This window comes from Streptomyces sp. NPDC102402, assembly GCF_044765765.1.
Taxonomy (GTDB): domain Bacteria; phylum Actinomycetota; class Actinomycetes; order Streptomycetales; family Streptomycetaceae; genus Streptomyces.
On sequence record NZ_JBIWKR010000001.1, the window covers coordinates 668,259 to 681,823 of the forward strand.

Annotated in this window: 11 protein-coding genes; 2 read left to right on the top strand and 9 right to left on the bottom strand. The window is 71.9% G+C overall.

What is annotated here, in order from left to right; translation table 11 throughout:
* Nucleotides 1-20: 20 nt before the first annotated feature.
* A complete protein-coding gene (locus ACIRJR_RS02785) occupies nt 21-1,007 on the top strand; it encodes an NAD(P)H-quinone oxidoreductase (protein ID WP_403772733.1) in 987 nt (328 codons plus the stop codon).
* A 331-nt stretch (nt 1,008-1,338) separates the two neighbouring features.
* Here the strand turns inward: ACIRJR_RS02785 and ACIRJR_RS02790 are convergent, their stop codons facing one another.
* The 6 genes from ACIRJR_RS02790 to ACIRJR_RS02815 all read right to left on the bottom strand — a co-directional run bounded on the left by ACIRJR_RS02790 (nt 1,339) and on the right by ACIRJR_RS02815 (nt 8,986).
* Nucleotides 1,339-1,887, bottom strand: a complete 549-nt coding sequence (locus ACIRJR_RS02790; RefSeq protein ID WP_403772736.1) for a bacterial proteasome activator family protein — start codon at nt 1,885-1,887, stop codon at nt 1,339-1,341.
* Between the two features lie 179 nt (nt 1,888-2,066).
* Complete coding sequence (locus tag ACIRJR_RS02795; protein WP_403772739.1) at nt 2,067-4,931, bottom strand: FtsX-like permease family protein; 2,865 nt, start codon at nt 4,929-4,931, stop codon at nt 2,067-2,069.
* A complete protein-coding gene (locus tag ACIRJR_RS02800) occupies nt 4,928-5,692 on the bottom strand; it encodes an ABC transporter ATP-binding protein (protein ID WP_403772742.1) in 765 nt (254 codons plus the stop codon). The genes ACIRJR_RS02795 and ACIRJR_RS02800 overlap by 4 nt, the downstream gene beginning before the upstream one ends.
* A gap of 295 nt (nt 5,693-5,987) precedes the next feature.
* Nucleotides 5,988-6,599 carry a PadR family transcriptional regulator gene (locus tag ACIRJR_RS02805; protein WP_403772745.1) on the bottom strand — a complete coding sequence of 204 codons (612 nt, stop codon included), beginning with the start codon at nt 6,597-6,599 and terminating at the stop codon, nt 5,988-5,990.
* Nucleotides 6,600-6,670: 71 nt separating this feature from the next.
* Nucleotides 6,671-7,177, bottom strand: a complete 507-nt coding sequence (locus ACIRJR_RS02810) for a hypothetical protein (RefSeq protein WP_403772748.1) — start codon at nt 7,175-7,177, stop codon at nt 6,671-6,673.
* A gap of 177 nt (nt 7,178-7,354) precedes the next feature.
* Nucleotides 7,355-8,986 carry a protein kinase gene (locus ACIRJR_RS02815; RefSeq protein ID WP_403772751.1) on the bottom strand — a complete coding sequence of 544 codons (1,632 nt, stop codon included), beginning with the start codon at nt 8,984-8,986 and terminating at the stop codon, nt 7,355-7,357.
* A gap of 297 nt (nt 8,987-9,283) precedes the next feature.
* Between ACIRJR_RS02815 and ACIRJR_RS02820 the strand changes: the two genes are divergently transcribed.
* Nucleotides 9,284-10,891 (top strand): protein kinase, encoded by a 1,608-nt coding sequence (locus tag ACIRJR_RS02820; RefSeq protein WP_403772754.1) that lies wholly within the window; start codon nt 9,284-9,286, stop codon nt 10,889-10,891.
* A gap of 113 nt (nt 10,892-11,004) precedes the next feature.
* Here ACIRJR_RS02820 and ACIRJR_RS02825 read toward each other — a convergent pair whose 3' ends face one another.
* The 3 genes from ACIRJR_RS02825 to ACIRJR_RS02835 form a co-directional block, all read right to left on the bottom strand.
* Nucleotides 11,005-12,066: a phosphotransferase gene (locus ACIRJR_RS02825; protein ID WP_403772757.1), complete on the bottom strand. Its 1,062-nt coding sequence runs from the start codon at nt 12,064-12,066 to the stop codon at nt 11,005-11,007.
* Between the two features lies 1 nt (nt 12,067).
* The gene (locus ACIRJR_RS02830; RefSeq protein ID WP_403772760.1) at nt 12,068-12,562 is read right to left on the bottom strand and encodes a pyridoxamine 5'-phosphate oxidase family protein; all 495 of its coding nucleotides are present in this window, start codon (nt 12,560-12,562) and stop codon (nt 12,068-12,070) included.
* Between the two features lie 220 nt (nt 12,563-12,782).
* Nucleotides 12,783-13,442 (bottom strand): response regulator, encoded by a 660-nt coding sequence (locus ACIRJR_RS02835; RefSeq protein WP_403772763.1) that lies wholly within the window; start codon nt 13,440-13,442, stop codon nt 12,783-12,785.
* Between the last annotated feature and the right edge of the window lie 123 nt (nt 13,443-13,565).

Consider the following 13,565-nt stretch of genomic DNA (forward strand, 5'->3'; position numbering starts at 1 on the left):
CACGGAGTAGCCTCGCGGCCATGTATGCGATCACGATCCCCGAACCCGGCGGCCCCGAAGCGCTCGTATGGGCAGAGGTCCCCGATCCCGTACCCAGCGAGGGAGAAGTCCTCGTCGAGGTCGTGTCCAGTGCGGTCAACCGGGCCGATGTCCTCCAGCGGCAGGGCTTCTACAACCCCCCGGCCGGCGCCTCTCCCTACCCGGGCCTGGAGTGCTCGGGTCGCATCGTGGCGCTCGGCCCCGGTGTGACCGGATGGGCCGAGGGCGACGAGGTGTGCGGACTTCTCTCCGGCGGCGGATACGCGGAGAAGGTGGCCGTCCCGGTTGGCCAGTTGCTGCCCGTGCCCGACGGCGTGGACCTCGCGCAGGCCGCCGCGCTGCCCGAGGTGACGGCGACGGTCTGGTCCAACGTCTTCATGGTGGCCCACCTGCGCCCTGGCGAGACCCTTCTGGTCCACGGCGGGTCCAGCGGCATCGGCACGATGGCGATCCAGCTCGCGAAGGCCGTCGGTGCACGCGTCGCGGTGACGGCGGGCGGCCCCGAGAAGCTGGCGCGCTGTGAGGAACTCGGCGCCGACATCCTCATCGACTACCGCGAGCAGGACTTCGTCGAGGAACTGCGCAAGGTGACGGACGGTGCCGGGGCGGACGTCATCCTCGACATCGTCGGGGCGAAGTACCTGGACCGGAACGTGCGGGCGCTGGCGGTGAACGGCCGCCTCGCGATCATCGGTCTCCAGGGCGGTGCCAAGGGCGAGCTGAACCTGGGTGCCCTGCTGAGCAAGCGGGCCGCTGTCACGGCGACGTCGCTGCGTGCACGGCCGCTCGCGGAGAAGGCCGCGATCATCGCGGCGGTACGTGAGCACGTGTGGCCGCTGCTCGCCGACGGTGTCGTCCGGCCGATCGTGGACCGCACGATGCCCATGGCGGATGCCGCGGAGGCTCACCGGCTGATGGAATCCAGCAGCCACGTCGGCAAGATCCTCCTGGCCGCCCCGAAGGCCTGACCCGAGCGGGCCAGGTTCACCAGCACGTCCGGAGGCCTGACCCGAGCGGGCCAGGGTCACCAGCACGTCCGGAGGCCTGACCCGAGCGGGCCAGGGTCACCAGCACGTCCGGAGGCGTGACCCGAGCGGGCCAGGGTCACCAGCACGTCCGGAGGTGTGAGTACGTCCAGGGTGGGGTGCGAGCAGCCGGATGAGGGTGCACTCCCGGGCAGTGGTCCGCCGCGCCTCGACCGTGTGCGCGCATCACGAGGAGCCGCCGGAAGACGCCGGGGCCCGGCACACACCGCGTGTGCCGGGCCCCGTGCGTACCGCGCTCGGTGGATTCGGTTCGTTACAGGTACGGGCCGGAGCGCGCCGGTCCGTGCGGGTCGACTCCGCCTTCCTCGTCCTCATGACCGACGCCCGGAGGAAGGGCGCGGCGCATGGACTCCAGCTGCGCACGGGCCGCCATCTGCTGGGCGAACAGCGCCGTCTGGATGCCGTGGAAGAGGCCCTCCAGCCAGCCGACCAGCTGGGCCTGCGCGATCCGCAGCTCGGCCTCGGAGGGTACGGACTCCTCGGTGAACGGCAGCGAGAGCCGTTCGAGCTCCTCCACGAGCTCCGGCGCCAGACCGTCCTCGAGCTCCTTCACGGAGCTCGCGTGGATCTCCTTCAGCCTGACCCGGCTCGCCTCGTCGAGAGGAGCCGCCCTGACCTCTTCCAGAAGCTGCTTGATCATGCTGCCGATGCGCATGACCTTCGCGGGCTGTTCGACCATCTCCGTCACCGGGATCTCACGCGACTCGTCGTCACCGCCACCGCCGCCGATGGCCATTCCGTCCTGCCCCACCACGAGGACTTGGGGGTGCTCCTGCGACCGTTCATTCCTCGGCATCTCCATGACGCCATTGTCTCGCATGCGGGCCTCACCACGTGGTGTGCCCCCGGAAAGGGATGATCACCCCTGTCCGGGGGCACCGGGCGGGCCGCGTGCGAACCGAACCCGAGGGAGAACCGGAACCGCGGGGGGACCGGAGGCGAGGGGAAGCAGAACCGTGACCGGTCAGTGGCCCTCGCCCGTCACCCCACGCGCCTGGTCAGCGCCGACCGCGATCCGGTGAACGCGGCGGCCAGCAGCCCGGCCGCCACCGGTACGACGAGGGCCAGCAGCCCGATGGTCTCCCACGGCATCACCACAGGGGTGTAGGCGGAGTCCATCGGCTGCTCCCGCATGGCCGCCATCGCCTCGCGCAGGTCCACCAGACGCAGGGCCACCGCGGGCACGATGCCCGCCGCCGTGCCGAGCAGTACGCCCGTGAGCGCGACCACCAGGCACTGGAACCCGGAGAGCGAGCGCCGTACGCCGGGCGGGGCCCCCACCGCGCTGAGCGTGGTGAGGTCGGCTTCCGCGTCCGCCTTGGCGAGACCGGTGGTGATCGCGGCGGCGCCCAGGGTGACGACGCCCGCGAACAGCGCGAGGATCAGCAGGACCACGTCCTCGTCACGCCTCTCCATGGGGTTCTCGGTCACCAGGTGGATCCCGTTCCCGGCCCTGGTGAACGCCGCCGACACCGCCTGCGACTCGGCGTCCGTCGGCACGTGCGCGACGGTGTAGACGGTCCCGTAGTCCGCGGAGTGCAGACCGAGCCGGTCCGCTGTCCGCTGCGGCAGGATCATGCGGATCCCGGGGGTGGAGGCGTACTTCGCGGGCGCGACGTAGACCTTCAGCCGGTCGGTGGTGGTCTCGGCCCTGCCCGGGTGGAGCCCGCGGTTCTCCTTGTCGTGCGCGTTGTACGTGTGGACGGCGTTGAGCGTGACCTGGCCGTCCCGCGCGTACGCCGAGTTGAGCAGCACGGGGGTCCCGGCCGCCAGGGCTTCGGCTGCCGCCGGGTCGCCGAGTTCCACGTACGACCTGAGCAGTGCGGCGTCCCCCACGGCGATGTTGCCGTCGCCGGTGGAGAGTGCCTGCGCGGTGGCGTATTCGTCGGCGCACGCGGGGGAGTTCATCAGCTTCTTGTGTTCCTGGGCGGAGAGGCTCTCGGCGAGCTTCGCGGCACCGGCTCCCTGGAGCGGGCAGCTGTGGCCCTTGCCGGTCGGCTTGACCAGTTCGAGGGTTCCGCAGCTGTTCTCCCCCTCGTAGTAGACCGTGCAGTCGGAGCCGGCCCAGACACGCCGGATGTCGGCACGCCCGCCGCTGACCGCGAGATTCCGCTCAGCGGCGGCCCGGGCGAGGGGAAGTTGGCCGACGGCGGCCGGATCGGACGCCACGAGCGCCACTGTTCCCGGAGTGAGCGCCTGCAGGTGGTCGTAGTCGTGTTCCGCCATGACGCTGGTGGTGTACGTGGCGATGGCGACGGTGCCAGCCACCGCGGCCATGACGGCGGCGACCGCCGGTGCCGTACGCCCCCGGTTGCGTGCCGCGTCGCGCAGCGCCATGCGCGGGGAGAGCGGCAGCCGGGTGCCGAGCCGGCCGAGGAAGCCGACGATCACCGGGATGCAGCCGAGCAGGCCGAGTTCGGCGACCACGGAGCCGCCGGCGACGAACTGGGTGTCGCCGGTCGTGCCGCCGTACACGGCGACCGCCACGCCCGCCGCCAGCGCCACGCAGCCCGCGACGGGCAGGACGCGTGAGCTCCGGCGTGTTCCACGGCGCCCGGTGAGCGATTCGAGCACCGACTGCCGGCCGGCGACGATCGCCGGGGTCAGAGCCGCAAGGACGCCGGTGACGAGTCCGATGAAGGCGATCCCCAGCAGCTCCGGAGGACGGATGTCCAGCTCGCCGAAACGGCTTGCGGTCCATCCCTCGATCATCGGACGGAACAGCGCGGTGAGGCCGATTCCGGCGGCGACACCGGTCACGGCTCCGACCGCGCCGAGCACCAGGCCCCCGGACAGCACGACGGCTCGTACCTGGCCCCGGTCGGCGCCGCAGGTGCCGACGAGGCCGAGCTGCCGGCGTGAGCGCCTCGCGCCGACGGCGAAAGCGGGCCCTGCCAGCAGGACGATCTCCAGGACCGCCATGGCGACGACGGTCGCCACCCCCGCGCTCAGCTCCTCGGAGCTCTCTCCGAAGGACATGTCCTGGTGCGCGAGCAGCGGGACATCGGAATCCGGCGGCGGGTCGAGAACGACCTGACGTGACAGCACCAGGACGCCCTTCTCGTTGGCCCTGAGCACGTCCGGCCAGGAGACGCCTGCACCGGCGGGGCTCCGTACGAGCCAGGTCCTGCCGTCGGGGTAGGGAGGGACGACCTGCTCGTCGCGGGCGGCCGCCGCCTTCCACGGGGCGATCACCGTCCCCGGGTCGGCGTACAACGCGCTCTTGTCGAGCTCCTGCGGCAGCTCGACGCTGCCGGTGATCGTGTACGTCTGCTCGGGGCCGCGCAGTGTCGTGCGGGAGCCGATACGGAGTCCGGCGGATTCCAGGAAGCGCTCGGTCGCGACGGCCTCCCCCTCGCCGTGCGGGTACGCCCCGTCGACCAGGTCGAGCCTGCCCCGGACCGCCGGATCGGAGGTGCGCAGCTCCACGATCTCGGTGTCGGCGACCCCGTGCCGCGTCGTGACCACGGCAGGAACGGACTGCTCGGTGAGGTACCGCGAACCCTTCGGGAACGTGGCCGGTACATCGACGGGTGCGCGGTGGCCGTCGTCGGCCGGGCGGGCCCCTTCGTCTCCCTGGGCGCCCCAGGTGGTGAGGTCGGGCATCTGCTGCAGGGGGACCGGCCCGGCGCCCGCCGAACTGAACACGGCGTCCGCCGATCCCATCTTCGCCGTCAGTTCCTCGGCGGCGGTGGGCGCGGAACTGCGGTACGTGACGTCGGCGGCCGTCACACCGAGGACCGGCAGGGCGATCATCGAGACGACGAGTGCGCTGCGGCCCTTGGCCCGGAGGGCGTCGCGCCGGGCGATCCGGAGGGCGGCGCGCCACCCGGTGAGAACGCTCACTCCGCACCTTCAGCGGCGAGCAGGGACTCGGCGGCGGTGGCCACCGTCTGGTCCACGATCGACCCGTCCCGGAGGAAGACCACCCGGTCCGCCCAGGCCGCGTACCGGGGCTCGTGCGTCACCATCACACCGGCGGCGCCCTGGTCGCAGCGGTTCCGGAGCAGTGCGAGCACGGCTTCGCCGGTCTCCGAGTCGAGTGCCCCGGTCGGCTCGTCGGCGAGCACGAGCCGCCGGTCGCCCACGAGGGCGCGGGCGATGGCGACGCGCTGCTGCTGGCCGCCGGACATCTCGTCCGGGAAGCGGTCGGCGACCTCCGCGAGGTGCATCTCCTCGAGTGAGGCCATGGCCTCCCTGCGCGCCTTGCGCACGGAGACGCCGTCGAGTTCGCGCGGCAGGGCGATGTTCTCCGCGGCGGTGAGGGCGGGTATCAGGTTGTAGTCCTGGAAGACGTAGCCGACGCTGCGCCGGCGCAGACGTGCGAGGCCCTTGCGGCCGAGCGTGGAGATGTCCTGGCCCTCGACGACGACCTGGCCGCTGGTCGCGGTGTCGAGGCCGCCCGCCAGGGTCAGGAGCGTGGACTTGCCGGAGCCGGAGGGGCCCATCACGGCGACGAGCTCTCCGGTGTGGACCGAGAGGTTGATGCCGCGCAGGGCGTGCACCTCGGCGACGCCGGAGCCGTGGGTGCGGGTCAGGGCCCTCAGCTCGAGGACGGGGGCGTCCACGGAGAGATCGGCGGGCGGTGTGGGAGCGGGCGAGGACATGGTGAGCGGTTCCCCCCTGAGAACGGTGTACGGAAAGCGGCCGCTGTGACGCGGATCGGTGTGGGTGCGCTGCGGCCGGAGTGACAAGGACCGGTCTGGTGCGCTGCGGCCGGAGTGACAAGGACCGGTCTGGTGCGCTGCGGCCGGAGTGACAAGGACCGGTCTGGTGTGCTGCGGCCGCTGTGACGCGGACCGGTGTGGTGTGCTGCGGTCGCTGCGACGCGGACCGGTGTGGTCTCCCGTGGCTCGGCCCGAACGACGCGGGCCGGTGCGGGGTCCGCCGCGCCGCCGGTGGTCAGCGGTGGGTGGACGGGCGCGAGGCGGCGGACCGCGTGGCAGCCCGGCTCGTGGAGGTGGTGGGCTCCGTCGCGGCGGCGGCGGCCAGGCGTACGAGCCGGGACTCGCAGTGGTCCAGCCAGCGTGCTTCGGCCTCTGCCTGGAAGATCAGCTGCTCCACCACCAGCAGCCAGGCGACCTCGTCGCGATCGGCAGGTTCGACGGCGAGTGCCTGGGCCTTCAGCCGGGTGTAGTCCTGCATCGCCTTCAGCGTGTGGCTCCGCTGGGACTGGATGACGGCGCGGATGTCGACGCCGGGTGCCCCGACCGCCATCGCCAGCTTGATCGCCAGCTCGTCACGGGGCGGGCTGCTGCGGTCGACGGGAGTCTCGAACCAGCTCCTCAGCTCGCCCCGTCCGTCGTCGGTGATCGAGTAGAGCGCGTGGCCCGCGTCGTCCTCACCGTCCTGGGCGACCATGCCGTCGCGCTCCAGGCGGCTCAGGGTGGTGTAGACCTGACCGACGTTCAGCGGCCAGGTGGAGCCGGTGCGGGACTCGAACTCGGTGCGGAGCTGGGAGCCGTAGCGAGGGCCCCGTTCCAGGAGGGCCAGCAGCCCGTGACGGATCGACATACTGAGTATGTATACCCGGTATGCTGCTGTTCGCAAGTGCCCCGACCGGAAGGTGCGACCGGTCGCCCGCGTCAGCTCGCGCGGCGCATGCGCAGCGCCAGGAACGCCAGCCCCAGTCCGACCAGGGTGATCCCCGTCCCCAGGGAGACGTCCCGCACCTGCCGCAGGCTGGGTTCGTCCAGCGCCTTTCGCTGCCGCTGCCGTTCGCTCTCACCGGGCTCGGGGAAGGCCCCGGGAGGCGGTGTGAAGGCGGGGACGTCGACGGGGTCCGGATCCGGCGGCACCTCGTCCGCCGCGGCCTCGGAGTCCGTGATGTCCTGGGGGGAGAGCGACCGCCCCGGCCGTGCCCGCCCCTCCCCTGCCTGCCGCCCGGCGAAGGGTGGCTCCCCGGCGGACGCGCTCGCGGAGGGGGACGGGGATTGCGGGGGCCTCGCCGGCGCCAGGTGGCCAGGGGGTGCGGAGCCGGGGGCCCCGCCTTCCGCCTGCGCCCAGGCCGGCGGTCCGAGTGCCACGCCTACGGCGATCACCAGGCAGACGGCGCACCGTGACGGCCATGGAACCGGGAGTCCTGGAGGCATGAGATCAGCGTCACATGCCCCGAAATGTCCGGCATCCCGAAAGCGTCAGGAAGCCGCGGCCCGACGGCGCGGGGAGTCAGCTCCGGCGGAACCGGAGGGGCCCCTGCGGCGGAACCGGAGGTGGTACCGGAGGGGTGCCCCTGCGGCGGGACCGGAGGTGGTACCGGAGGTGGCCGGTCAGGCCGGGTCGCCGGTCGCGATCCGCAGCTCGAAGTGGGCGCCCCGCTCGGACACGGCCGTGCCCGAGGTCGGGAACTGGTCGATGACCTGGTCCTCGGCGTAGGTGTTGCCCTCCACCTCGATGACCTTGACCGTCCAGCCCGCCGCGGCGGCACAGGTCTTCGCCGAGTTGATGTCCTTGTAGACGAAGTTCGGAGCCTGGACCTTGGCCGGATCGTCGCTGTCCTCCGTGGGGTCGGTGCACTCCTCCTCGTCCATCGTCCGGTACCGCTCCGGGGGCTTGTGCTCCCCTGCCACGGAGGAGGACTCGCCGGTGCTCGGATCGCCGCCCTTGCCGGAGTCGTCGTCCTGCAAGCTCAGGAAGGCGACGAGTCCGCCGATCGCGACGAGGGCGACCACGATCGCCCCGACGACGACGGGCATGTTCCGCGAGGAGCCGCCACCCGAGCCTCCCGCGGTCGTGTGCGGGGTCATCGTGTACGGAGGCGGAGTCTGGTGCCCCAGGGGCCCCTGCGTCCCGTACGGCTGGGCCGCCTGCGGGTAGCCGTAGCCCGGTGTGGGAGCGGGGGTCGGGGCGCCGTACGGGCCCGGCTGGTGCTGCTGCTGGTGTGCCTGCGGCTGGTACGGCGTCTGCACGCTCTGCGGCGCCGGAGTGGCCTGGTCGACGGGCGGGAAGACCGCCGAGCCGACGCCCGAGCCGCTGTTCGCCGGACCGCTGCCGCCCGCGATCACCGGGGCGCCCGCGGGTCCGCTCGCGCTCAGGACGCGCGCGATCTCGTCCTGCATCGCCGCGGCGCTCGGAAAGCGCTCGTTCGGGTTCTTTTTCAGCGCGCGGGCGACGAGGGCGTCCATCGCGGGCGTGATCGACCGGTTGATGCTCGACGGGGCGACCGGCTCCTCCTGCACATGCGCGTACGCGATGGCCAGGGGCGAGTCCGCGTCGAACGGGATGCGTCCCGTGAGCAGCTGGAAGAGCATGATGCCGACCGAGTACAGGTCGGAGCGCGCGTCGACGCCGCGGCCGAGCGCCTGTTCGGGGGAGAGGTACTGCGGGGTGCCGACGACCATGCCGGTCTGCGTCATCGAGGTGACCCCGGACTGCATGGCCCGTGCGATGCCGAAGTCCATGACCTTCACGACGCCGCGCCTGGTCATCATCACGTTGCCGGGCTTGATGTCGCGGTGGACCAGGCCCATCTCGTGGCTGGTCTCCAGCGCGGCGAGCACGTCGGCCGTCACCTTGAGCGCCTTGTCGGCCGGCATCGCGCCGTACTGCTGGATGTCCGACTGGAGCACGGAGCCGAGCGGCTGCCCCTCGACGTACTCCATGACGATGTACGGCATCAGCGCGCCGCCGAGCTCGTCCTCGCCCGTGTCGAACACGGAGACGATGTTGGTGTGCTGCAGCTTGGCGACGGCCTGCGCCTCGCGGCGGAAGCGCTCACGGAAGGACTGTTCGCGTCCCAGCTCCGTGTGCAGCGTCTTGATGGCGACCTGGCGGTCGAGGGCGGAGTCGTACGCGAGGTAGACGGACGCCATGCCGCCCTCGCCGAGCAGGTCGCGCAGCTGGTAGCGGCCACCGGCCACGGAACCGCCCGCGTAGCGTCCCTGTGCACCGTCGTGGCTCATGAGCTCGCATCCCCCTCGGCGCCCGGCGTGGACGCGATCATCCCTATGACGGGCCAAGTCTGCCCGAGGGGTACGACACGTCAAGCCGGGTGCCCGTTCCGTGACCGTACGCACAAGAAGCGTCTCGGAAGCGTTACCGGACGCGCATGGAATTTGCGCGGACGGCGCGCGAGCCGATTGGATGGCCCGTCACTCTGAAAACCGGCGTGTCGGCCAGAGGCTGTAGCGTGACGTGGCAATGCAGCAAGGCACCGTGAGAACCCGCGGACGCGCGGACAGATACGACGGCGAGGACTGATGGCACCCGAATCCGAAGCAAACGGCGGCGGAGTTTCGGATGGCACCGACTCCTGGGGTGTCGGCGGTGTGGTCGGAGACGGCCGTTACCGCATGACCCACCGGCTCGGCCGCGGCGGCATGGCCGAGGTCTACGCCGCGGAGGACGTCCGTCTGGGACGCACGGTAGCGGTGAAACTGCTCCGTTCCGATCTTGCCGAGGACCCGGTCTCCAAGGCCCGCTTCACGCGTGAGGCACAGTCCGTGGCCGGGCTGAACCATCACGCGATCGTCGCCGTGTACGACTCCGGCGAGGACGTCGTGGGCGGATCGACGGTGCCCTACATCGTCATGGAGCTCGTCGAGGGCAACACCATCCGCGACCTGCTGCTCGAGGCCGAGGCTCCGCCGCCCGAGCAGGCGCTGATCATCGTCTCGGGAGTCCTGGAGGCCCTGGCCTACTCCCACCAGCACGGCATCGTGCACCGTGACATCAAGCCGGCGAACGTGATCATCACGCACTCCGGCGCGGTCAAGGTGATGGACTTCGGCATCGCCCGCGCGCTGCACGGCGCCCAGTCGACGATGACCCAGACCGGCATGGTCATGGGCACCCCCCAGTACCTCTCCCCCGAGCAGGCGCTCGGCAAGGCCGTCGACCACCGCTCCGACCTGTACGCCACCGGCTGTCTGCTCTACGAGCTGCTCGCGCTGCGGCCCCCGTTCACGGGTGAGACCCCGCTCTCGGTGGTCTACCAGCACGTGCAGGACATGCCGGTGCCGCCCTCCCAGACCGCCGGGGACGTACCGCCGGAGCTGGACGGGCTCGTCATGCGCTCCCTGGCGAAGGACCCGGACGACCGGTTCCAGAGCGCCGAGGAGATGCGCGGCCTCGTCCAGTACAGCCTGCAGATGCTGCAGGTGCAGGGCGGGCACACGGGCACCTGGAACACCGGCCCGGTCGACGCGCACGACAGCGGCCGTACGGCGGCGATGAACATGGGCGGCAGCACGACGGCCATGGGGCGCCCCTCGTACGGGGACACCTCGCAGGGCCCGATCCTGCCGCCGATGAACCCGGACGACGGGGCGTACGCAGGCGGGAACCACAACGGCGGCGGTCGCGGCAAGATGTGGCTGTTCGTGCTGCTCGCGCTCATCGCGATCGGCGCGGGTGTCGCGTTCGCCCTCCAGGCGGCGGACCTCGGCGGCAGCAAGAAGTCCCCGTCCACGCCCTCCACCACCGTCTCGCCCTCGGCGACGCCCTCATCGGCGGACCCGACGGACGAGGAGACCGAGGAGACCGAGGAGCCGGACAGTTCCTCGGGCGGTCAGACGTGGGAGACGCGGGAGCCGTCGTACACCCCGACGGAGGACCCGACCGAGCCGACGAAGGAGCCGAGCCCGACACCGACGGCGACCGAGCCGGGTACGGGCGGCACGACCGACGGCGGTACGACGACGGACGGCGGGACCGGTGACGACGGCGGTACGTCGGACGGTGGCACCGAGGACGGCGGTACCGGTGACGACACGGGGGGCACGACGGAAGGGACCACCGCGGGCACTCCGGCCGGCGGCGCCGCGGCGGGAGCCGCCGCGGGGGCGACGGGCACCACGGGGGAATGACGATCCGCCTCACCGGACGGTGAGGCGGGTTCCACCGGACGGTGTTTCACCGGGGGCGCCCGCGAGGCTCGCGCGCGGGGAGTGCGGGGAGCGCCGGGAGCGCCGGGAGGCCCTCACTCCGTGAAGGCCTCGCCGACCGCCTCGTACTCGCGCGTCCACCACACCGCCAGGGCCGACACCGCGGGAAACTGCGGGTCGGCCCTGCGGTCGTGGAGGCGGTAGCGCCAGCGCAGTATCCAGAAGTCGTTGAGGCGCTCCCACCACACCCGGTGCACGGCGGCCGCCAGCTCGGCCGCCCCCGCGCCTGCCGCCCGCCGGTACGCGCGTGCGTACGCCCGCACCTTCTCCAGCGCCAGCTCACCGTCGGGCCGGACGAAGAAGATGGCCGCGGCACGGACCGCCTCCTCCGCGCGCGGCTGTACGCCCAGCCGGTCCCAGTCGACGATCGCCACGGGGTCGGCGCCCCGGTAGAGCAGGTTCAGCGGGTGGAAGTCACCGTGCACCCACCCCCTGGCGGAGCCCTCGGGCGTGGGCGGACGGCGGTGCGCGTGCTGTTCCAGCAGGGCGCGGCGTTCGACGAGACGGTGTACGGCGAGTTCGTCGAAGGCGTCCCGGGGGCCCATCCGCCGCGCGGCGGTCAGCAACTCGTCGATCAGCGCGAACGTGTCGACGGGGTCGGGGCTGGGACTCTGAGCCCGTGCGGGCGGCGGCGGGTCCGCCTCCATGACCTGCTCCAGGCCCATGTGCACGGCTCCGAGGAGCGCCCCGAGCCGGCGTGACTCGGCCGTCGTCAGCTGGGCGCCGTCCCGGTGGAGGCCGTCCACCCAGTGGTGCAGGGCGTAGCGCTGCCCGCCGATCACCGTGACCGTGTCACCCTGTGTGTCCGCGAGGGGCGGGGCCACCGGTACACCGAGGGAGTGCAGCTGCTGGGTCGCCCGGTGCTGCCGGACGATCGTGGCGTGGTCGCCGCTGGCGTCGTCGAGGTGGTGCTTGTCGAGGTGGTGCTTGAGGAAGTACGAGCCTCGCGTGGTGGACACGCGGTAACCGTGATTGAGCAGGCCCTTGTTGAGGGGTTCGCAGGCGAGGGGCGCCCCGGCGCCGGGGTAGCGGCGCAGGACCTCGCCGACCGGAGGGACAGGCGGAAGGGTCACAGATGAGCGCAGCACTCGCCACATGTTAGGTGACGCTGTGTGTCCGCCCTGACGGACTTGCGCCGAAGCCCAGAGTGTGCATATGGGCAAGGTGCGGATCGAGCTTGAGGTACACGGGATCGAAGTGCTCGCCGTTCACCACGGACGGGCCGGTCCCGAAGCGTTCACGCTGGTCGGAGGCCGGGTGCACTATCTCCACGGGGCCGGTGAACTGCACCGACCAGAGGCCCTCCTTGCCGTCGGGCTCCGGGAAGTTGAAGTTGTCCGCCCCGTAGGCGATGACGCTCCCGTCGCAGGACTCGTGGAAGCCGAGCCCCCGGTGCATCCGCAGGAGCACGCGGCCCTCGGTCACCAGGTGCCGGGCCACGGCCAGGAAGGGCAGGGCGCGCATGCTCATGGCCAGCCGGCCGTAGTGGACGCTGCCGAGCAGTTCGATCGCGCGGAGCTTCTCCGCGACGGATGCGGCCGGGGAGCCGGAGGGGCCGGTGCCTGCGGCGTCGGAGGGGCGGGAGGAAAGCATGCGTCCCACTCTGGGCCACGGGTAGGAGCCGTGTAAGGGTCCGCCGCCCCGACGGGCCGGGACCAAAGTCCCTGCTCCGCCCTCGCGCGGACGGGGAACCGGGGCCGGTGTCCCCGCCCCGCCCTCGCGCGGCGCCGGTGCCGCGCCCCGCCTCTCGGCCCCCCGCCCTCGCGCGGTGTGATTGGTGCCGGTACCGGTGCGGTGCCCCGTTCCGCCCCGCTCAGCGCTTCTCGGCCTGCAGTCTCGCCACGTACGCCGCCGCCTGCGAGCGCCGCTCCATGCCCAGCTTGGACAGCAGGCTGGAGACGTAGTTCTTGATGGTCTTCTCGGCGAGGTGCAGCCGTTCGCCGATCACCCGGTTCGTCAGCCCCTCGCCGATCAGGTCGAGGATCCTGCGCTCCTGGTCGGTCAGGCCCGCGAGCCGGTCGTCGCCCTTGCCGTCCTTGCCCTCGCGCAGCCGCTCCAGCACACGGGCGGTGGCCGCCGGGTCCAGCAGGGACTTGCCCGCCGCCACGTCGCGCACGGCGCTGAGCAGCTCGTTGCCCCGGATGGCCTTCAGTACGTATCCGGAGGCGCCGGCCATGATCGCGTCGAAGAGGGCCTCGTCATCGGCGTACGAGGTGAGCATCAGGCACTTGATGTCCTCGTCCCTCGAGCGGACCTCGCGGCAGACCTCCACACCGCTGCCGTCCGGCAGCCGCACGTCGAGCACGGCGACGTCGGGCCGGGTCGCCGGGATGCGCGCGAGGGCGTCCGCCGCCGTGCCGGCCTCGCCGACGACCTCGATGTCCTCCTCGGAGGACAGCAGCTCATGGACGCCGCGCCGGACGACCTCGTGATCGTCGAGCAGGAATACCGTGATTTTTCCTTCTTCGCGCACCTTCGCAGTCTCACACACTCCTTTCCCGTCCGCCCTTCCCTAGGGCTGTCGGCCGGGATAACGTGCCGGTGTTCCGGCCGCCTGCCGAGCCGTTACCGGCGCTGTGACCAGCGGGAGTTCGCG